General features: G+C 61.5%; 17 protein-coding genes. 10 read left to right on the top strand and 7 right to left on the bottom strand.

Translation table 11 applies throughout. From position 1 onward, the window contains the following. Window positions 1-599 precede the first annotated feature (599 nt). Complete coding sequence (gene nadB, locus CRP40_RS10700) at window positions 600-2,204, bottom strand: L-aspartate oxidase (protein ID WP_027915382.1); 1,605 nt, start codon at window positions 2,202-2,204, stop codon at window positions 600-602. A gap of 433 nt (window positions 2,205-2,637) precedes the next feature. Here nadB and rpoE point away from each other — a divergent pair, with 433 nt between their 5' ends. The 10 genes from rpoE (at window position 2,638) to pdxJ (ending at window position 12,555) form a co-directional block, all read left to right on the top strand. After that, window positions 2,638-3,219, top strand: a complete 582-nt coding sequence (gene rpoE, locus CRP40_RS10695) for an RNA polymerase sigma factor RpoE (RefSeq protein WP_003252049.1) — start codon at window positions 2,638-2,640, stop codon at window positions 3,217-3,219. A gap of 31 nt (window positions 3,220-3,250) precedes the next feature. Then, window positions 3,251-3,841 carry an RseA family anti-sigma factor gene (locus CRP40_RS10690; protein WP_023535291.1) on the top strand — a complete coding sequence of 197 codons (591 nt, stop codon included), beginning with the start codon at window positions 3,251-3,253 and terminating at the stop codon, window positions 3,839-3,841. 12 nt (window positions 3,842-3,853) lie between these two features. Then, entirely contained in the window at window positions 3,854-4,813 is a 960-nt protein-coding gene (locus tag CRP40_RS10685) for a MucB/RseB C-terminal domain-containing protein (RefSeq protein ID WP_027915381.1), read from the top strand. Between the two features lie 175 nt (window positions 4,814-4,988). Beyond that, the gene (locus CRP40_RS10680; protein ID WP_027915380.1) at window positions 4,989-6,425 is read left to right on the top strand and encodes a DegQ family serine endoprotease; all 1,437 of its coding nucleotides are present in this window, start codon (window positions 4,989-4,991) and stop codon (window positions 6,423-6,425) included. A gap of 182 nt (window positions 6,426-6,607) precedes the next feature. Next, window positions 6,608-8,407 (top strand): translation elongation factor 4, encoded by a 1,800-nt coding sequence (lepA, locus tag CRP40_RS10675; RefSeq protein ID WP_023535281.1) that lies wholly within the window; start codon window positions 6,608-6,610, stop codon window positions 8,405-8,407. Between the two features lie 5 nt (window positions 8,408-8,412). Further along, window positions 8,413-9,267, top strand: a complete 855-nt coding sequence (gene lepB / locus CRP40_RS10670; protein WP_023535203.1) for a signal peptidase I — start codon at window positions 8,413-8,415, stop codon at window positions 9,265-9,267. Between the two features lie 157 nt (window positions 9,268-9,424). Then, window positions 9,425-10,114: a ribonuclease III gene (rnc, locus tag CRP40_RS10665; protein ID WP_023535270.1), complete on the top strand. Its 690-nt coding sequence runs from the start codon at window positions 9,425-9,427 to the stop codon at window positions 10,112-10,114. Beyond that, entirely contained in the window at window positions 10,107-11,009 is a 903-nt protein-coding gene (era, locus tag CRP40_RS10660) for a GTPase Era (protein ID WP_023535257.1), read from the top strand. Before rnc ends, era begins: the two co-directional genes overlap by 8 nt. 79 nt (window positions 11,010-11,088) lie before the next feature. Beyond that, entirely contained in the window at window positions 11,089-11,772 is a 684-nt protein-coding gene (gene recO, locus CRP40_RS10655) for a DNA repair protein RecO (RefSeq protein ID WP_027915379.1), read from the top strand. Window positions 11,773-11,814: 42 nt separating this feature from the next. Next, window positions 11,815-12,555, top strand: a complete 741-nt coding sequence (gene pdxJ, locus CRP40_RS10650) for a pyridoxine 5'-phosphate synthase (protein WP_023535236.1) — start codon at window positions 11,815-11,817, stop codon at window positions 12,553-12,555. 8 nt (window positions 12,556-12,563) lie between these two features. Here pdxJ and cmoB read toward each other — a convergent pair whose 3' ends face one another. The 6 genes from cmoB to CRP40_RS10620 all read right to left on the bottom strand — a co-directional run bounded on the left by cmoB (window position 12,564) and on the right by CRP40_RS10620 (window position 21,229). Continuing rightward, complete coding sequence (gene cmoB / locus CRP40_RS10645; RefSeq protein ID WP_027915378.1) at window positions 12,564-13,520, bottom strand: tRNA 5-methoxyuridine(34)/uridine 5-oxyacetic acid(34) synthase CmoB; 957 nt, start codon at window positions 13,518-13,520, stop codon at window positions 12,564-12,566. After that, window positions 13,517-14,260: a carboxy-S-adenosyl-L-methionine synthase CmoA gene (gene cmoA / locus CRP40_RS10640; RefSeq protein ID WP_027915377.1), complete on the bottom strand. Its 744-nt coding sequence runs from the start codon at window positions 14,258-14,260 to the stop codon at window positions 13,517-13,519. The genes cmoB and cmoA overlap by 4 nt, the downstream gene beginning before the upstream one ends. A gap of 136 nt (window positions 14,261-14,396) precedes the next feature. After that, window positions 14,397-14,789: a protease inhibitor I42 family protein gene (locus CRP40_RS10635; RefSeq protein WP_027915376.1), complete on the bottom strand. Its 393-nt coding sequence runs from the start codon at window positions 14,787-14,789 to the stop codon at window positions 14,397-14,399. 111 nt (window positions 14,790-14,900) lie between these two features. Next, a complete protein-coding gene (gene lon / locus CRP40_RS10630) occupies window positions 14,901-17,321 on the bottom strand; it encodes an endopeptidase La (RefSeq protein WP_027915375.1) in 2,421 nt (806 codons plus the stop codon). Window positions 17,322-17,455: 134 nt separating this feature from the next. Further along, window positions 17,456-19,867, bottom strand: a complete 2,412-nt coding sequence (locus CRP40_RS10625) for a glucose/quinate/shikimate family membrane-bound PQQ-dependent dehydrogenase (RefSeq protein WP_027915374.1) — start codon at window positions 19,865-19,867, stop codon at window positions 17,456-17,458. 27 nt (window positions 19,868-19,894) lie between these two features. Further along, on the bottom strand, window positions 19,895-21,229 hold the full coding sequence (locus CRP40_RS10620; RefSeq protein WP_027915373.1) for a carbohydrate porin: 1,335 nt from the start codon (window positions 21,227-21,229) through the stop codon (window positions 19,895-19,897). Between the last annotated feature and the right edge of the window lie 57 nt (window positions 21,230-21,286).

Below are 21,286 nucleotides of genomic sequence, written 5' to 3'. Positions count from 1 at the left end.
AGAGAGCATAGTCCATTTGCGATGGCGACGCTTAATCACCTTTTCGCCCTTACGGCGAGTCACTTTTTGTCAAACGCCACAAAAAGTAACCAAAAAGGCTGCGCTCCGTTCATACGGCCCCTACGCTGCGCTTCGGGGTTCCCTCACTCCGGTCTTGCTCCCGGGAGGACCGCGCTGCAGGCCCCATCCTGGGGCCCAGCGCTTGACAGGCATCCATGCCTGTCACCTCCCTCCGCAAGACCTGCGTTCGGCCTTCTGAAGTCGCGAAGATCAAAAGCAAGATCAAGAGCAAGAGCAAGAGCAAAAGCAAAAGCAAGATCAAGATCAAGATCAAGATCAAGATCAAAGGCAAGAGCGTTGGGGTGCTTCGTGGGTGCGAAAGATTCAAAAAGTTAATATATGAGCCCGCGTTATACCGGTTTTATATCAGGGGTATGCTGTTTGGCACAGTGCTCGCTGTTAAACACATCTCAATAAGCAGCAGCGTATCCCTAAACAGCACGCACGCGCGTAGAAGCGGTCTTGCCGGGACGCCAGACCGGCCCCGACAATGTGGGCCGCGAAGCTAAATCCTGCAGTCCCCATCTTCCCCCAACCATTCAATCGGGCTCAAGCACCGTGTCTCTGGCCTCGCCAAGCATCGCCGGATAATCCAACGTGTAATGCAACCCCCGGCTCTCCTTGCGCTGCATCGCCGAGCGAATCATCAACTCCGCCACCTGCGCCAGATTGCGCAACTCGATCAAATCCCGACTGACCTTGTAGTTGCTGTAGAACTCGTCGATTTCATCGAGCAACAACCGCACGCGATGCTGCGCCCGCTGCAACCGCTTGCTGGTTCGCACGATCCCCACGTAATCCCACATGAAGCGCCGTAGCTCATCCCAGTTATGCGCAATGATCACATCCTCGTCCGAGTCCGTGACCTGGCTGGCATCCCACCCAGGCAAGGCCATTGGCATGCCGACATTCTCGAGGTTCGCCTGGATGTCGGCCGCCGCGGCCCGACCGTAGACGAAGCACTCCAGCAGCGAGTTGCTGGCCATGCGATTGGCGCCATGCAGCCCCGTGAAGCTGGTTTCACCAATCGCATACAGCCCCGGTACATCCGTGTGCCCCCGGTCGTCCACCATGACGCCACCACAGGTGTAGTGCGCTGCCGGCACCACAGGTATCGGCTGGCGGGTGATGTCGATGCCAAAGCCCAGGCACCGCTCGTAAACGGTAGGGAAATGGTTCTTGATGAACTCGACAGGCTTGTGCGAGATGTCCAGGTAGACGCAGTCCACCCCCAGGCGCTTCATTTCATGGTCGATCGCCCGTGCCACGATGTCGCGCGGGGCTAGCTCCTCGCGTGGGTCGAAGCGGGGCATGAAGCGCTCCCCGTTTGGCAGGCGAAGCAGGGCGCCTTCGCCACGCAAGGCCTCGGTGATCAAAAAGCTCTTGGCCTGCGGGTGATAAAGGCACGTAGGGTGGAACTGGTTGAATTCAAGGTTCGCGACCCTGCAGCCAGCCCGCCAGGCCATGGCGATACCATCGCCGCACGCGCCATCTGGGTTGCTGGTGTACAAGTACACTTTCGCCGCCCCACCCGTGGCCAACACCGTGAACCGCGCGCCGAACGTGTCCACCTGGCCCGTGTTGCGGTCCAGCACGTAGGCACCCAGGCAGCGCTCGCCGTGCAGGCCCAGGCGCCGCTCGGTGATCAGGTCCACCGCCACACGCTGCTCCAGCAGCTCGATGTTCGGGCGCTGCCTGGCCTGGGCCAGCAAGGTGTTGAAGATGGCCGCGCCCGTGGCGTCGGCGGCATGGATGATGCGCCGGTGGCTATGGCCGCCTTCACGTGTCAGGTGAAATTCGAAGCCTGCGTCGACCACGCCGTTGGGCTCATCCCGGGTAAACGGCACGCCTTGCTCGATCAGCCACTCGATGGCTTCGCGGCTGTGCTCCACGGTAAAGCGAACAGCGTCTTCGTGGCACAGGCCACCGCCGGCATTGAGGGTGTCATCCACGTGGGACTGAATCGTATCGGCGCCGTCCAGTACGGCCGCTACGCCCCCTTGGGCCCAGTAGGTCGAACCGCTGGCCAGGTCACCCTTGCTCAGCACCGCAATGCGCAGATTCGCAGGCAGGTTCAGGGCCAGGCTCAGGCCCGCTGCGCCGCTGCCGATAACCAGGACATCATGTTGGAATTGTTGGCTCATGTCAGGACACTAGTAATCTTCGGAGGGGGCACGGCACAATAGTCATGCGTCGATGGCATTGTGAAACTATCGTTTAATGGCCGGGTGGCCTTTATAGCAGCCTCGGGTGGCCCTTTTCCATGCCGCTCGCCCGGTAACGGCAGGCATTGTGGGAACTTTCCAGCGTGGCTGGAAATCCTATGAAGGCTGCCCGCACGCCAACAATTTGCCGCGGCGACGCAGGGTGGTAGCTCGACATTGGGCTCACCTGCGTATTCGTAACCTGATTATCGACGTTGTCGGCTGCTGCCGTGCCGCGTCTTCCGTGCACGCCGCTCAAGGTCTGCAGGAAACTTGCTTGGAGGGGAGAACTTTTGCGCAAAGCCCGAGTCTATGGTTGCAAGCCTGAGCGATGGCTGCTGCAACGCTCCTTCGAGATCACCGAGGAGTGTTCATGCTAACCCAGGAAGAAGATCAGCAACTGGTCGAGCGCGTACAACGCGGCGACAGGCGAGCTTTCGATCTATTGGTGCTGAAGTACCAGCACAAGATTCTCGGGTTGATCGTGCGGTTTGTCCATGACACCCACGAAGCCCAGGACGTTGCACAAGAAGCGTTCATCAAGGCGTACCGTGCGCTTGGCAACTTCCGCGGTGACAGTGCGTTTTATACGTGGCTGTACCGCATCGCCATCAACACGGCGAAGAACTACCTGGTGTCCCGTGGAAGACGGCCGCCAGACAGCGATGTGAGCTCCGAGGATGCGGAGTTTTACGACGGCGATCATGGCCTCAAGGATCTTGAGTCTCCAGAGCGCTCCTTGTTGCGGGATGAGATCGAAGGCACTGTCCATCGCACCATTCAGCAACTGCCAGAAGACTTGCGTACGGCGCTGACCCTGCGAGAGTTCGATGGCCTGAGTTACGAAGACATTGCCAGCGTCATGCAATGTCCAGTGGGTACCGTGCGCTCTCGTATCTTCCGCGCTCGGGAGGCCATTGACAAAGCCTTGCAGCCTTTGCTGCAGGAAACCTGAGACAGCGGCTACAGCCAAGAGAGGAACCGCCATGAGTCGTGAAGCTTTGCAGGAATCGCTGTCCGCGGTAATGGATAACGAAGCGGACCAACTGGAATTGCGTCGGGTGTTGAATGCCGTCGACGATGCCGAAACCCGTGCTACCTGGTCCCGTTACCAGGTAGCCCGTGCAGCCATGCACAAGGAGCTGCTGCTGCCTAACCTGGACATCGCCTCGGCGGTATCCGCAGCGCTGGCCGATGAGGCCGTGCCTGCCAAGGCCAAGCAAGGCCCATGGCGCACCGTAAGCCGCGTGGCTGTTGCCGCGTCGGTGACCCTCGCCGTACTGGCAGGTGTGCGCCTGTACAATCAGGATGATATTACCGGTGCCCAGCTTGCGGCCCAGCAGCCTGTTCAGCAGGGTGTGACCGTGCCGCAGGCCCAAGGCCCTGCCGTGCTGGCCGGCTACAGCGAAAGCAGCGATCAGCCGACTGGCCCGATGGCCAACGGTGTTTTGCAGAACCAGGCTGGCTGGGACCAGCGTCTGCCAGGTTACCTGCGCCAACATGCCCAGGAGTCCGCTCTGAAGGGTTCTGAAACCGCACTGCCTTACGCTCGCGCCGCCAGCCTGGAAAACCGCTAATTAGGGAGGCTCATGCGCGCGCTACCTCTCCTGTCGCTGCTGCTCGGCAGCTGCATGACGGTGCCAGCGTTGGCAGCCAATTCTTCGCCCGAGGCGAACGAGTGGCTGGACAAGCTGGCACAGGCCGAGCAACGACAGAGCTACCTGGGCTCCTTCGTTTACGAACGTAACGGCAGCTTTTCAACCCACGATATCTGGCACCGTGTCCAAGAGGGCAAGGTCAGCGAGCGGCTGCTGCAGCTCGATGGCGTCGCCCAGGAAATCGTGCGCGTCGATGGCAAGGTACAATGCGTCAGTGGCGGGCTTGCCGAAGGTGTTTCGGCGCCGCCCGATAGCGCGCCACGCCGCCTTGACCCCCTCAAACTCATGAGTTGGTACGACCTGTCCGTGTCCGGCAAGTCTCGCGTTGCAGGCCGGGACGCGGTGGTCGTGTCACTTTCACCGCGTGATCAGCACCGTTACGGTTACGAGCTGCATCTGGACCGTGCAACGGGCTTACCGCTGCGCTCGCTGATGCTCAACGAGAAAGGTCAACTGCTTGAGCGGTTCCAGATGACCCGGCTTGAAGCACGCATGCCTACCGACGAAGACCTGCGCCCCAGTTCGGCCTGCAAGCCCGTGGTGGCAGCGGCGCCTGCCGGTGGGGCTGTCTCTGGGTGGCGCTCCGATTGGCTACCGTCAGGGTTCGAAGTGGTCAATAGCGCCATCCGCCGCGAGCCTGGGCAGGGCAGCCCGGTCAGCACCTTGATGTATGACGACGGTCTGGCGCGTTTCTCTGTCTTCATCGAGCCTGTGAAGGGCGAGGCTGGCGCTGATGTGCGTACCCAGTTGGGCCCGACATCGGCAGTATCGCGACGCCTGAGTACGCCAAAGGGCCAGATGATGGTGACCGTCGTTGGCGAGATTCCGCTAGGCACGGCCGAACGCGTTGCCTTGTCGATGCGTCCTCAAGACGCTCAGGCGGGCCAGTGAGCAAAGGCTAATGGCGAGCGGTCCCGCTCAGGGCGTGGCTTTTTGAAATGAAATTAAAGCATTGTCATTTGCAATCTGACGGCAAATTTTCTATAGGTCAGGCTTCTGGGAGCCTGGCCATTGCTGCGTTGTGCAGGGTCGTTTCTTAATTACCGCTCGTTGTGACGGGAGCCGTATGTCAATACCTCGTTTGAAACCCTATCTATCGTTCTTCGCGGCCGTGCTGATGCTCGGGCAAGTGCTGACGGTCCAGGCTGAAGAAGCCCTGCCGGATTTCACGACGCTGGTCGAGCAAGCCTCGCCGGCGGTCGTCAACATCAGTACCAAGCAGAAGCTTCCGGACCGTCGCATCGCCGCAGGTCAAATGCCGGATCTCGAAGGCCTGCCGCCAATGTTCCGCGAATTCTTCGAGCGCAACCTTCCGCAGCAACCGCGTGCACCGCGTGGTGACCGTCAGCGTGAGGCGCAGTCACTGGGCTCGGGCTTCATCATTTCCAGCGACGGCTATGTACTGACCAATAACCATGTCATCGCCGATGCCGACGAAATCATCGTGCGCTTGTCCGACCGCAGCGAATTGCAAGCCAAGCTGGTGGGTACCGACCCGCGCACCGACGTCGCATTGCTGAAGGTGGAGGGTAAGAACCTGCCTACCGTCAAGCTGGGGGATTCTGAAAAGCTCAAGGTCGGCGAATGGGTATTGGCCATCGGCTCGCCGTTCGGCTTTGACCATTCGGTGACCAAAGGTATCGTCAGCGCCAAGGGCCGCACCCTGCCCAACGACACCTATGTGCCGTTCATCCAGACCGACGTTGCGATCAACCCGGGCAACTCGGGTGGGCCGCTGTTCAACATGAACGGCGAAGTGGTAGGGATCAACTCGCAGATCTTCACGCGCTCCGGTGGCTTCATGGGTCTGTCGTTCGCGATCCCGATCGACGTGGCCATCGATGTCTCGAATCAGCTGAAGAAGGACGGCAAGGTCAGCCGTGGCTGGCTGGGCGTCGTCATCCAAGAGGTCAACAAGGACCTGGCTGAATCCTTCGGTCTGGACAAGCCTGCCGGTGCGCTGGTCGCTCAGGTGCTGGAAAATGGCCCGGCTGCCAAAGGGGGCCTGCAGGTCGGTGATGTCATCCTGAGCATGAATGGCCAGCCGATCGTCATGTCTGCCGACTTGCCGCATCTGGTAGGTGGCTTGAAGGATGGTGCCAAGGCCAAGCTGGACATCATTCGCAACGGCAAGCGCCAGACCCTTGATGTCAGTGTTGGCGCACTGCCAGACGACGATGCCGACATCGGCGCCGGTGCCGGCGACAGCAATGTCGAGCGCAGCAGCAATCGCCTGGGCGTTTCGGTGGCCGATCTTACTGCCGAGCAGAAGAAATCCCTGGAGCTCAAGGGCGGCGTGGTCATCAAGGAAGTGCAGGATGGTCCGGCCGCGCTGATCGGCCTGCGTCCGGGTGACGTCATCAGTCACCTGAACAACCAGGCCATCGGTTCGGCCAAGGAATTCACGCAAATCGCCAAGGAGCTGCCGAAGAACCGCTCCGTGTCCATGCGCGTGTTGCGCCAGGGGCGCGCCAGCTTCATCACCTTCAAGCTCGCCGAGTAAGCGCGGCGAATACGGGAGGAGGGCAGCGACAGCTGCCCTTTTTCATGTGCAGTGACATTTCAATGCCAAGCTGCAGGTGACGGCCGGGCAGAGGAATCTCCCACATCCTGGCAGCTTCAGGTACAATTGCCGGCTATTTTTCGGCGGGCGTCCGGCTCGCAGCCTTTTCCGAGTGTTGACCCGTGAGTGATTTGAGTCATATCCGCAATTTCTCCATCATCGCCCACATCGACCATGGCAAGTCGACGCTGGCCGACCGTTTCATTCAAATGTGCGGTGGCCTGACTGCGCGCGAAATGGAAGCCCAGGTGCTCGACTCCATGGACCTGGAGCGCGAACGCGGGATCACCATCAAGGCCCACAGCGTCACGCTCAACTACAAGGCCCAGGACGGCAAGGTCTACCAGCTCAACTTCATCGATACCCCCGGCCACGTCGACTTCACCTATGAAGTCTCGCGCTCGCTGGCGGCGTGCGAAGGGGCGTTGCTGGTGGTCGATGCCGGCCAGGGTGTCGAGGCCCAGTCCGTCGCCAACTGCTACACGGCCATCGAGCAAGGCCTGGAAGTCATGCCGGTTCTGAACAAGATGGACCTGCCACAGGCCGATCCCGATCGCGTCAAGGACGAAATCGAGAAGATCATCGGCATCGATGCCACCGATGCCGTGGCCTGCAGTGCCAAGAGCGGCATGGGGGTGGACGAGGTGCTCGAACGCCTGGTGCACACCATTCCCGCACCGACCGGCGATATCGACGCGCCACTGCAAGCCCTGATCATCGACTCCTGGTTCGACAACTACCTGGGCGTGGTCTCGCTGGTGCGCGTGCGCCATGGTCGCGTCAAGAAAGGCGACAAGATCCTGGTCAAGTCCACCGGCAAGCTGCACCTGGTCGACAGCGTGGGCGTCTTCACGCCCAAGCACACCCAAACCGCCGACCTCAAAGCCGGCGAAGTGGGCTTCATCATCGCCAGCATCAAGGACATCCACGGTGCCCCGGTCGGCGATACCCTGACCCTGTCTTCCACCCCGGAAGTCGAAGTGCTGCCTGGGTTCAAGAAGATCCAGCCGCAGGTATACGCCGGTCTGTTCCCGGTCAGTTCCGATGACTTCGAAGACTTCCGCGATGCCTTGCAGAAGCTGACGCTCAACGATTCGTCCCTGCAATACATGCCCGAAAGCTCCGACGCCCTGGGCTTTGGCTTCCGCTGCGGGTTCCTGGGCATGCTGCACATGGAGATCATCCAGGAGCGCCTGGAGCGCGAGTACGACCTGGACCTGATCACCACCGCGCCCAGCGTGATCTACGAGCTGGAACTCAAGACCGGTGAAACCATCGTCGTCGACAACCCGTCGAAGCTCCCAGACGTCTCGTCGGTCACCGACTTCCGCGAGCCCATCGTGACCGCGACCATCCTGGTGCCACAAGAACACCTGGGCAACGTGATCACCTTGTGTATCGAGAAGCGTGGCGTTCAGCGCGACATGCAGTTCCTGGGCAGCCAGGTGCAAGTGCGTTACGACATGCCGATGAACGAAGTGGTACTGGACTTCTTCGACCGCTTGAAGTCCACCAGCCGTGGCTATGCTTCGCTGGACTATCACTTCGATCGTTACCAGTCGGCCAACCTGGTCAAGCTGGACGTGTTGATCAACGGTGACAAGGTCGATGCCCTGGCATTGATCGTGCACCGCGACAACGCTGCGTACAAAGGCCGCGCGTTGACCGAGAAGATGAAGGAACTGATCCCGCGGCAGATGTTCGATGTGGCGATCCAGGCAGCCATTGGTGGCCAGATCATCGCGCGTACCACTGTCAAGGCGCTCAGAAAGAACGTACTGGCCAAATGTTATGGCGGCGACGTCAGCCGTAAGAAGAAGCTGCTCGAGAAGCAGAAGGCCGGTAAGAAACGCATGAAACAGGTGGGCAACGTGGAAATTCCACAAGAAGCCTTCCTCGCCGTGCTCAGGTTGGATAGTTAGGTCCTATGTCGCTAAATTTCCCGCTGTTGCTCGTCATTGCCGTGTTCGTGTGCGGTCTGTTGGGCCTGATCGACCTTCTGTTCCTGGCGCCGCGCCGACGTGCGGCGATCGCCACTTACCAGGGCAGTGTCAGCCAGCCGGAACCGGCGGTGGTCGAGCGCCTGAACAAGGAACCCTTGCTGGTCGAATACGGCAAGTCGTTCTTCCCGGTGCTGTTCATCGTGCTGGTGCTGCGCTCGTTCCTGGTCGAACCTTTCCAGATTCCGTCGGGGTCGATGAAACCCACGCTGGAAGTGGGTGACTTCATCCTGGTGAACAAGTTCTCCTATGGCATCCGCTTGCCGGTGATCGACAAGAAGGTCATCGAGGTGGGCGACCCACAGCGCGGCGATGTGATGGTGTTCCGCTACCCCAGCGACCCGAACGTCAACTACATCAAGCGGGTCGTCGGCTTGCCCGGTGACCAGATCCGCTACACCAACGACAAGCAGTTGTTCGTCAACGGTCAGCGGGTCGCCGAGCAACTGGTGGGTACCGAGCCTGGGACGCTGGGCAGCGCCCAGCTGTACAAGGAAAAGCTCGGTGCTGCCGAGCACCTGATCCGCAAGGAGATGAGCCGTTACCGTATGCCGCCGGACCAGCAATGGACGGTGCCAGCCGGCCATTACTTCATGATGGGCGACAACCGCGACAACTCCAACGACAGCCGCTACTGGGATGACCCCAACATTCCCAAGGAACTGCACGGCATGGTTCCGGACCGCAACATCGTTGGCAAGGCTTTCGCAGTATGGATGAGCTGGCCTGAGCCAAAACTCAGCCACCTGCCCAACTTGTCGCGGGTCGGACTGATCCATTGATACCCTTCGGCGCTGTCCATACAGCGCCGAATGCTTTTCTGACATAGGCTGTGTCTCAAGGATGGGAGATTCGCCGCCCAGCGTGCGGTGACCATGGCCAAACCGTCTTTCAGGATGCTGATTTGAACAACGCGTTTAACAACGATCGGGTGGCCGCATGACTGCTTCCCTTACCCGCCTGGAGCGAAAGCTCGGTTACACCTTCAAGGACCAGGACCAGATGCTCCTGGCCCTGACCCACCGCAGCTATGCCGGGCGCAATAACGAGCGTCTGGAGTTCCTCGGTGACGCCATTCTCAACTTCGTCGCCGGCGAGGCGCTGTTCGAGCGCTTCCCCCAGGCCCGTGAAGGGCAGCTGTCACGGCTGCGTGCCCGCCTGGTCAAAGGTGAGACCCTGGCCCGTCTGGCCCGAGGGTTCGACCTGGGCGAATACCTGCGCCTGGGTTCGGGCGAGCTCAAAAGCGGGGGCTTTCGCCGCGAGTCCATTCTGGCCGATGCGCTGGAGGCCTTGATCGGGGCCATCTACCTGGACGCCGACATGGACACGGCCCGCGAGCGCGTGCTCGCCTGGCTGGCCAACGAGTTCGAAGGGCTGACCCTGGTCGATACCAACAAGGATCCTAAAACCCGCCTGCAGGAGTTCCTGCAATCGCGCAGCTGCGAGCTGCCGCGTTACGAAGTGGTGGATATCCAGGGCGAACCTCACTGCCGTACGTTCTTCGTCGAATGCGAAGTCGTGCTGCTGAACAACAAGAGCCGTGGTCAGGGTGTCAGCCGGCGTATCGCCGAGCAGGTAGCCGCTGCGTCCGCATTGATCGCCCTGGGCGTGGAGAATGGCAATGACTGAGAACACCACTACCCGTTGCGGCTACGTCGCTATCGTCGGTCGCCCGAACGTCGGCAAGTCGACCCTGTTGAACCACATCCTTGGCCAGAAACTGGCCATCACCTCGCGCAAGCCGCAGACCACGCGTCACAACATGCTCGGCATCAAGACCGAGGGCCCGGTGCAGGCCATCTATGTCGATACCCCCGGCATGCACAAGGCCAACGACAAGGCCCTGAACCGCTACATGAATCGCAACGCCTCGGCCGCTTTGAAGGACGTCGACGTGGTGATCTTCGTAGTGGACCGCACCCGGTGGACGGATGAGGACCAATTGGTGCTCGAGCGCGTTCAGTACGTGACCGGCCCGGTGATCCTGGCGGTGAACAAGACTGACCGCATGGATGAAAAGGCCGAGCTCATTCCGCACCTTCAGTGGCTGCAAGGCCAGCTGCCCAACGCCGAGATCGTGCCCATTTCCGCGCAGCAGGGCCACAACCTCGAATCGCTCGAAGCGCTGATCGCCAAGCACCTGCCGGAAAACGAGCATTTCTTCCCGGAAGACCAGATCACCGATCGCAGCAGCCGCTTTCTGGCTGCCGAGCTGGTGCGTGAAAAGATCATGCGTCAGCTGGGCGCCGAGCTGCCTTACCAGATCACAGTGGAAATCGAGGAGTTCAAGCAGCAGGGGCATGTGTTGCATATCCATGCGCTGATCCTGGTCGAACGCGACGGGCAGAAGAAAATCATCATCGGCGACAAGGGTGAGCGCATCAAGCGCATCGGTTCCGATGCGCGCAAGGACATGGAAGTGCTGTTTGACGCCAAGGTCATGCTCAACCTCTGGGTCAAGGTCAAAGGCGGCTGGTCCGATGACGAGCGCGCCCTGCGCTCGCTGGGCTACGGCGACCTCTAAGGCTTACGCAGCCTGATGCGAGAGCGCCCCGGTCGGGGCGTTCTCGACAACGTCTGCCTCACGCGGGCTGGTGAATTTCATGGAACAACCTGTCGGTCAGCCAGCCTATGTGCTGCACAGCCGCGCCTACAAGGAAACCAGCGCGCTGGTGGACTTCTTCACCCCCCAGGGGCGCGTACGTGCCGTATTGCGCCGCGCGCGGGGCAAGGGTGGCAGCCTGGTGCGCCCCTTTGTGCCACTGGAGCTTGAGCTGCGCGGGCGAGGGGAGCTGAAGAACGTTGGCAGGCTGGAAACGGTCGGCATGGCACCCTGGCTGCACGGGGACGCTGTGTTCAGCGGTTTGTACCTCAATGAGTTGCTGATGCGCCTGCTCCCGGCAGAGGCACCTTCGCCTGGGTTGTTTGATCACTATGCGCAAACCCTGCAAGCTCTTCTGGCCGGCCGTCCGCTCGAGCCGCTGTTGCGGGCCTTTGAATGGCGGCTGCTCGATGAGCTGGGTTACGCCTTCTCGCTGCACATGGATGTCAACGAGCAGCCCATTGCCGCCGAGGGGCGGTACCGCCTGCGCGTGGACGCTGGGCTGGAGCGGGTCGAACTGCCCCAGCCTGGGCTGTTCGGTGGCACCGAGTTGCTGGCCTTGGCCGAGGCAGACTGGGAAATGCCAGGTGCTTTGCTGGCGGCCAAGCGCTTGATGCGCCAGGCCCTGGCCGTTCATCTGGGTGGCAAGCCGCTGGTCAGCCGCGAACTGTTTCGCAAGCGCTGATCACGACGTATGCTGTAGGGCTCAATCCAAGGAGAGCCTTTCGTGACTCACAGCAACCGCATGCTTCTCGGCGTGAACATCGACCATGTGGCCACCCTGCGCCAGGCCCGGGGTACGCGTTACCCAGACCCTGTCAAGGCGGCGCTGGATGCTGAAGAGGCGGGTGCCGACGGCATCACCGTGCACCTGCGCGAGGATCGCCGCCACATCCAGGAGCGCGACGTGTTGCTGCTCAAGGATGTATTGCAGACGCGCATGAACTTCGAAATGGGCGTCACCGAAGAGATGATGGCCTTTGCCGAAAAGATCCGCCCGGCGCACATCTGCCTGGTGCCTGAAACCCGTCAGGAACTCACCACCGAGGGTGGGTTGGATGTGGCAGGCCAGGAAGCGCGAATCAAAGCGGCGGTCGAGCGCCTGTCGCGGATCGGCGCAGAGGTGTCGTTGTTCATCGATGCCGACGAGCGCCAGATCGAGGCCTCGCACCGGGTAGGCGCGCCGGCCATCGAGCTGCACACCGGCCGTTATGCCGACGCGCAATCACCTACCGAAGTGGCTGAAGAGCTCAAGCGCATTGTCGATGGCGTGGCGTTTGGCATCGGCCAAGGCTTGATCGTCAATGCCGGCCATGGCCTGCACTACCACAACGTTGAGGCCGTGGCGGCCATCAAGGGCATCAACGAACTGAACATCGGCCACGCGCTGGTCGCCCACGCATTGTTCGTGGGCTTCAAGGCCGCCGTATCAGAAATGAAGGCATTGATTCTCGCGGCCTCGCGTTGAGCCAACGGCTATTTGCGCGCCACCAGCGTGGCGCGACGCGGGGCAGGCAAGCCCTCGATGGTTTTGCCTGAATCGCTGGGGTCGAGGAAATCACTGAGCGACTGATAGCGCATCCATTCGGTGCTGCGCTGTTCTTCCAGGCTCGTGACACTGACATCCACGCAGCGAACATCACTGAACCCAGCCCGGCGCAGCCAGCGCTCCAGGGCTGGGACCGAGGGCAGGAACCACACGTTGCGCATCTGCGCGTAACGGTCCTCGGGCACCAGCACCTGTTGCACGTCGCCTTCGATCACCAGTGTTTCCAAAACCAGTTCGCCGCCCTTGACCAGGCAGTCCTTGAGCGCCAGCAGGTGCTCGATAGGCGAGCGACGGTGATAGAACACCCCCATCGAAAACACAGTGTCGAAGCCCTCGAGGCTGGCAGGCAGGTCTTCCAGCGCAAAAGGAAGGTGCCAGGCCGGCAGGTTCGGCAAGTACCGTTGTACCGCCTGGAACTGACAGAAGAACAACCAGTTCGGGTCGACCCCGATGACCATGTCGGCGCCAGCGCCCAGCATGCGCCACTGGTAATAGCCATTACCGCAGCCAACGTCCAGTACCCGCTTGCCCTTGAGGTCCAGGTGCGGCGCAACGCGAGCCCATTTCCAGTCCGAGCGCCATTCGGTATCGACGTGCACGCCAAACAGATCGAAGGGGCCTTTGCGCCAGGGCGACAGCCCCATCAATGCCTGGCGCATTTGCACGCGGCTGGCATCATCGCAGTCGCAGTCCAGACGCAGTCCGTTTACCAGGTCGATTTCGCTCGGCTGCAGGGCCGGTAGCGCGTGCAGCGCACCACGCCAGCGGTCCAGGTCGCCATGACCTTTTTCCAGCTTGGCATCGAGTTGCGCCTGCAGGCCTTGCGACCATTCAGCCAGGGGGGTGCCCGCCAGACGGCGCGCCAGAGGGGAAAGATCGATCATGGTAGGGCTATCAACGAGGCAAAGTTAAGGCATTGGAACCAGGGCACCACCGTCGAGAACCCTGCATCGAGCAAGCGCTGGCGGTGGGTTTCCAGGGTGTCAGGCTTCATCACGTTGTCGATGGCGCTGCGCTTCTGGGCAATTTCCAGTTCGCTGTAGCCGTTGGCGCGTTTGAAGTCCAGGTGCAGGTCGTTGAGCAGCGCCTGCGCAGTGGCGTCGGCAAAGCACAGCTTTTCCGAAAGGATCAGGGCACCGCCGGGCAGCAGTGACTGGCGGATGCGGGTCAACAGCGCCAGTCGCTGCGGCGGTGCGATGAACTGCAGGGTGAAGTTCATCGCCACCACCGAGGCCGGTTCGAACGCCAGGTTGAGGATGTCCGCTTCCAGCACCTCGACAGGCAACAATTCCTGGAACATCGAGTCCTGGGCTGCGAGGTATTCGCGGCAGCGCTCGACCATGGCGGCGGAATTGTCCACGGCGATTACGCGGCAACCTTCCCCGCGCACGTGCCGGCGCAAAGCCTGCGTAACCGCACCGAGCGAGGCGCCCAGGTCATACAACGCCGTGCCGGGCATGGCGAAGCGTGCGGCCAGTACGCCCACATTCTCGACAATCGTCGGATAGCCCGGCACGGAGCGCTTGATCATGTCCGGGAACACGCGCACCACGTCCTCGTTGAAAACGAAGTCGGGTACCTGCGCCAACGGTTGGGCGAAAAGACGATCGGGATCTGTGGTCACGGCGGGCTCAAGGCTGGGTGAAACGGGGCGCGCATTTTATCGAATGGCGGGTGATCTTGCCATGCCAGCGTGGCGCCGATTGGCCTGGATCCTGCGTATGTACGGCAGATTCGCCCACGTACATCAACGCAAAGCGTCAGCGCACGACAACATTGCAATCGAAGGTTTGCACTGGCGTCACCTGCCTGGCCCAAGGCTGTTGATAGACCAGCTTCAAGGCGGCCTTGCCGCTTTGATCGGCTTGATAACGCCACGTCGAGAGGCCTTCGCTGCCGACCACATCCTCCTGATCGGGCGCGCTGTAGACCTCGGGCCCGAGGCTGAGGAGCACAGGCGTAGCGGCGGCTTCCACTCGCCAGCGGTAGCCAGTGGAAGGGTTGCTGGGAAGGGTCAGGTTCAACACCTGCCCTTTTTCCAGGTAGATCGGGCACTCACTGTCAGCATCCAGGGTGACAGGCTCGGGCCCGTGCTGGGCGCAGGCGGTTAGCAGAGTCAGCCCCAACGGGGCAAGCAGGCGTGAGGTGGACATAGGGGCTCCACGGGTTGTCGAGTGCCCGAGGATAACCGATTAAGCGGCACGGTAGTCATACCGAGGGAAGGATGAACCAGGGGGCTGCAGCACAGCCCCTGCTCCTGTACTTCAGAAAAGCACTTTGGCGACGTCGGCAAAGCGTTTGGCGAAATGCACCGTCAACCCTTCACGCAGGTAGTCGGGCAGTTCCTCGAAATCGCCGCGATTAGGCTCGGGCAGGATCAACTCGTGGATCTTCTGCCGGCGCGCCGCGATGACCTTTTCACGCACCCCACCAATGGGCAGCACCTGCCCGGTCAAGGTCAGCTCGCCGGTCATGGCCACACCTTTCTTCGGTGCCTGATCCCGTGCCAAGGACAGCAGCGCGCTGGCCATGGTAATGCCGGCACTCGGACCGTCCTTGGGGGTAGCACCCTCGGGTACATGCAGGTGAATGAACGCTTCGTTGAAGAAGGCCGGGTCGCCGCCAAACTGCTTGAGGTTAGAACTGACATAGCTGTACGCGATTTCAGCCGATTCCTTCATGACATCGCCGAGCTTGCCGGTCAGCTTGAAACCGCGGTTGAGCGTGTGAATGCGCGTCGCTTCGATTGGCAGTGTGGCACCGCCCATGCTGGTCCAGGCAAGGCCCGTGATCACACCTTTGCCCGCCAGCACCTGCTCACTGCGGAACACCGGTATGCCCAATGCGCCTTCCAGATCCTTTGGTCCGATTTTGAGCTTGGCGGTGGGGTCTTCAAGCAGCTTCACCACGGCCTTGCGCACCAACTTGCCCAACTGTTTTTCCAGCTGTCGTACGCCGGCTTCCCGGGCATAGCCTTCGATCACCAGGCGCAAGGCGCTGTCGGTGATACTCAGGCTGCTTTTGGCCACACCCGCCTTGGCCAGTTGCTTGGGCCAGAGATGGCGTTTAGCGATGGCCAGTTTTTCTTCGGTGATGTACCCGGAGAGGCGGATGACCTCCATGCGGTCGAGCAGTGGACCGGGGATGGAATCCAAGGTATTGGCGGTGCAGACGAACAGCACCTTGGACAGGTCCAGGCGCAGGTCCAGATAGTGATCGAGGAAGTCGACGTTCTGCTCGGGGTCCAGGGTTTCCAGCAGCGCCGAGGCCGGGTCGCCTTGGTAGCTTTGCCCCATCTTGTCGATTTCGTCGAGCATGATGACCGGGTTCATCACTTCGACATCCTTCAGGGCTTGCACCAGCTTGCCTGGCTGGGCCCCGATGTAGGTGCGGCGATGCCCCTTGATTTCGGCTTCGTCGCGCATGCCGCCCACGCTGAAGCGATAGAATGGGCGGCCCAACGATTCGGCGATGGACTTGCCAACGCTGGTCTTGCCCACCCCTGGCGGGCCCACCAGCAACACGATCGAGCCACTGATCTCGCCTTTCCATGCCCCAACGGCCAGAAACTCGAGGATACGTTCCTTGATATCGTCCAGCCCCGCATGATGCTGGTCGAGCAGCTTGCGGGCGTGCTTGAGGTCGAGCTTGTCGTCCCCGTAGATACCCCAGGGCAGGGCTGTCGCCCACTCCAGGTAGTTTCGGGTCACGGCGTATTCGGGTGAGCCTGTCTCCAGGATCGCCAACTTGCCCATCTCCTCGTCGATGCGCTTGCGTGCCTGGTCCGGTAGGGTCTTGCCTTCGAGCCGTTGTTCGAACTGCTCGAGGTCCGCGCTGCGATCATCCTTGGTCAACCCCAGTTCCTGCTGGATGACCTTCAGTTGCTCCTTGAGGAAGAATTCGCGCTGATGCTCGCCAATCTGCCGGTTCACCTCGGCGGAAATTTCATTTTGCAGGCGAGCGACTTCAACTTCCTTGCGCAGCATGGGCAGCACTTTTTCCATGCGCTTGAGCATGGGCACGCAGTCGAGCACCTCTTGAAGCTGGCTGCCGGTCGCCGAGGTCAACGCGGCGGCGAAGTCGGTCAGCGGGGAGGGGTCGTTGGGGCTGAAGCGGTTGAGGTAATTCTTTAACTCTTCGCTGTACAACGGGTTGAGGGGCAGCAGCTCCTTGATGGCGTTGATCAGGGCCATGCCATAGGCTTTGACCTCGTCGGTCGGGTCGGCCGGTTGGCGCGGGTAGTCGACTTCAACCAGATAGGGCGGGCGATGGTGCTTGAGCCAGGTCCGAATACGTACCCGCGTCAGGCCCTGGGCCACGAACTGCAACTTGCCGTTTTCCCGGCTGGCATGGTGCACCTTGACCAGGGTGCCGTACTCCGGAAGGGCCTTGGTGTCGAAATGGCGGTGGTCTTCAGGCGGCGTGTCCATGAAGAACAGCGCCAGGCAGTGGTCGGGAGACTTGGCCACCAAGTCCAGCGTCTCGGCCCACGGCTCTTCGTTGACGATGACCGGCAGCACCTGCGCCGGAAAGAACGGGCGGTTGTGAATGGGGATCACATAGACCTTGTCCGGCAGCTGTTGTCCAGGCAGGGCCAAGGCATGGCCGGTTATCGGCTGGCTACTGGTATGTTCGACTTCGTTGGAATCGTCGGCGTGTTCAGGGTAATCCTGCTGGTCGCTCATGGGGCACCTGCGTGAATGACTATGGTGCTTAGATGGGGCAAGGCAGGAAGGGTTTCAAGCCGCTGCCGGGCAGTGGCGTGCGCGCATGAAAAAGCGGAGCCTGCAAGGCTCCGCTTTTGGTGACACCGTGCCGGTTACTCGGCGAGTTTGTAGGCGATGATGTAGTCGCCCATCTTGGTGCCCAGCGAGCCGTGGCCACCGGCCACGATGAGCACGTACTGCTTGCCGTCCTTGCCGGTATAGGTCATTGGCGTGGCCTGGCCGCCTGCTGGCAGGCGGGCTTTCCACAATTCCTTGCCGTTGTTGACGTCATAGGCGCGCAGGTACTGGTCCAGCGTACCGCTCAGGAAGCCTACGCCGCCGGCGGTGACGATCGAGCCGCCCATGCTGGGTACCCCAACCGGCAGGCCGATTGGGACCGGCGTGCTGTCGCGGGTAGTGCCGTTCTTGTGCTTCCAGACCACCTTGTTGGTGAACAGGTCGATGGCGGCCACATAGCCCCAGGCAGGCGCCTGGCACGGCACGCCCAGCGGCGACATGAACGGGTGCATGGTGACGGCATAGGGTGCACCGGTGTTCGGTTGCACGCCGCTGGTCTCGCTCTCGCGCTTGCTACCGTCCGCAACCTGCTCACGGGGGATCATCTTGGAGACGAATGCCATGTAGTTGGGCGATGTGAACAGCAGTTGACGTACCGGGTCGACCGAGACGCTGCCCCAGTTGAACACACCCACGTTGCCTGGGTAGATCAGCGAACCCTGCTCCGATGGCGGGGTGTACTGGCCTTCGTAGCGCAGCTCGCGGAACTGGATGCGGCACAGCATCTGGTCGAACGGCGTGGCGCCCCACATGGCCTGTTCGGTCAGCTCAGGGCCGAGCAGGTTGAGGTCCGAACGGGCCTGGGTCGGCGAGGTGTGATCGCCCTTGACCGCGCCTTGCGGGGTCGGGATTTCACGGATCGGCACGATCGGCGTACCGTCACGACGGTCCAGCACGTACAGGCTACCCTGTTTGGTCGGCACGATGACCGCAGGCTTGACGCCATCGTCGGTCTTCAGGGAGACCAAGGTAGGCTGGCTGCCCACGTCCATGTCCCACAGGTCATGGTGGGTGAACTGGTAGTTCCAGCGGGCCTTGCCGGTCGCCAGGTCCAGGGCGACCACACCGGCGCTGTATTTCTCGGCGCCTGGCGTGCGGTCAGCACCCCATTGGTCCGGCGTCTGGTTGCCCAGTGGCAGGTAGATCATGCCCAGGTCTTCGTCGACGCTGGCAATCGACCACATGTTGGCCGAGTTGCGGCTGTACATCTTGCCCGGTGCCAGTGGCGCGGTGTCGTCCGGGTTGTTGCTGTCCCAGTTCCACACCAGGCGGCCGTCGTGTACGTCGTATGCGCGGATCACGCCAGACGGCTCGCTGGTCGACTCGTTGTCGGTCACGTGACCGCCAATGATCACCAGGTCGCGCGTGATGGCCACAGGCGATGTGGAGTAGTAGCCACCTGGCGTGAATGGCCCAAGGCCGGTGGTCAGGTCGACACTGCCCTGGTTGGCAAAGCCTTCGCAGACCTTGCCGTTGTCGGCATTGATGGCGATCAGGCGCGCGTCGGCAGTTGGCAGATAAAGACGGCGCGGGCAGGCCTGAGCCACGGCCTTGCCAGCATCGCTGATGGTCGGCGCAGGGCTGCCGTCACGGCTTACGTAGCGGTTTTCGTCATAGTACGAAACGCCACGGCACGTCATGTGGGCGAAACCCTTGAAGGTGCCCACCGGGCTCTTGATCTGCGGGTCATAACGCCAGATTTCAGCACCGGTGTCCGGGTCCAAGGCCAGCACGCGGCTGTGGGCGGTGCAGGCATAGAGCATGCCATTGGCTTTGAGCGGCGTGTTTTCGTTGGTCAGTTCCACCGGGTCTTTGTCACTGGGCAAGTCGCCGGTGCGGATACGCCAGGCCTCTTCAAGGCGGTAGGCGTTTTGCGCGGTGATCTGGCGCAGCGGCGAGTAACGGTCGCCGTGCTCGGTGCGGCCGTAGGCATGCCACTCGCCGTCGGGCATGGCCGGGGCGGTGCTGGCCATTTCGCTGGTGTCGCGACCCAGTTCGCCATACACCTCACCGGGGTGGGTGAACTGACTGGCGACGGCGCAGGCACCCGATGCCACCACGGCAACGGTGAGCAGGGCCGTGTTGGCTTTGCTGGCTGGCCCGATCAACGGTCGGCGCGACCAAGGCAGCAACAGCACTACACCGATGGCGAACCAGATGGCCAGACGCGGTACCAGTTGCCACCAGTCCAGGCCCACTTCGAGCAGTGCCCAGACCGTGCTGCCCAGCAACACGACGGCGTAGACACCCAGGCCGATGCGGCGCTGGGCCAGCAGGAGGGCGCCAGACACGGCAAACCCGATGCCGGCGATCAGGTAATACAGCGACCCGCCCAGCTGACTGAGCTTGATGCCACCGGCCAGCAGTGCCAGCCCCATCAACAACAGCAGGACGCCGATCAGGCGGGGTAGCCAGCGGCTTCCCTTGTTGGCACCTTCAGTGCTCATCGCATGTTCTCCGTTTGATATGTGTTTTTAGAAAGTGCTCTGGATTTTCAAGCCGCCGACCAGGGCGTTGTCGACCTGCGACACGCCGCCGGGGTGGCGGATGTATTGCAGGTTCGGTCGCACCGTGAGCCAGTCGGCCAGGTGAATGCCGTAGTACAGCTCGGCGCTGTATTCGGTGTCCTGTACTGGCAGGAAGCCAGGGTTGTCATAGTCGTAAAGCCCCGCGGCCTGGTTGGCCAGCCGGGCATTCTTGCGATAGGCCGGGTTGACATGCACACGGGCGACTGCAAGGCCGATGTCGTCCTTGGCCCGACTGTCGAACGGCCCTTTGAATACCAGTCCAGCCTGCACATAGTTGTCGATGGCATTGGTTTTCTTGTCATGCATCGTGGCGTTGGCGAATACGCTCAAGCCACGCGAGGCGTCCGATGCCAGCGCAGTCACCTGCTGCTGAGCACCCAGCCACACGCCGTGCTTGCTTGAGCTGCTGCGGTAGGCGGCACCGCTGATCGCTGCCGACTGCCCGTCGCTGTCCTTGAGTACATCGCTTGCCTTGGCATTACTGTAGTAGTACCCGGCGCGATATTCCCCTTTCATGCCTTTGATACGTGGGCTCCATACCAGTTCGATTGGCATCACCGCGCCTTGGGTGCCGCTGCCGCTGAGCTTGAAGCCGTTGCCCGACTCCAGGTTGGACGGGTTCTGCTCGAACACGCCAACCTGCGCGAAGAGGCTGTCGCTGAGGTTGTAGCGCACGCGCAGGGCCCACTGGCTGACGGGCCAGTTGTACCAGATGCCACCTACCCAGTTGCCCACCTGAGAGCCACAGAAGGCCAGGTTTTGGAAGTCGCAGGGGAAGCTGTTGAAGTCTTCACCTTCGCCAAAGCGGCCAAACTTGACGTCCAGCGCGCCGTCGAAATATTTCTGCTTGACCCACAGCTGCGTCAGGCGCCAGGTCTGACCGCGGCCCCACACTTCCTGCGCCGAGGTGAAGCCGCCGACGCGGGGGTCATTGATGCGGTCGTTGCTGATGTTCTGGCCATGGCGCTCGGTGACCGTGAGCTGGAACTCGGCGTCGCGCCAGCCGAAGATCTTTTCCAGGTCCATGTGGCTGCCGAAGGTGAACTGGTCACTGTAGCGGGCCGTGCGGTTGTGGTCGTAGCCACCGCGCAGGTTGCTGCCCATTTCGCCTGTGTAGCCCAAGGTGAAGTCATAACCTTGGTCGAGCAAGGCGGTACGGTGCCCGGCCCAATCACCGAACATCCAGGGAGAGTCACTGGCAAACGGCTCGTTAGCGTAGGCTGCGTTGGCCATGGCCGCTAGGGCGAAGCCGAGGTAGCTGGATTTTGGCAGTTGAAGCATGAGGTAGCGCTGTCTTCTGATTGTTGGAAAAACGGCAAGCGCATCGACAGGCAGGCC

Origin of the sequence: Pseudomonas sp. URMO17WK12:I9 (assembly GCF_900230165.1) — a bacterium.
GTDB classification, from domain to species: domain Bacteria; phylum Pseudomonadota; class Gammaproteobacteria; order Pseudomonadales; family Pseudomonadaceae; genus Aquipseudomonas; species Aquipseudomonas fulva.
This window is presented reverse-complemented; position numbering and strand designations above follow the sequence as displayed.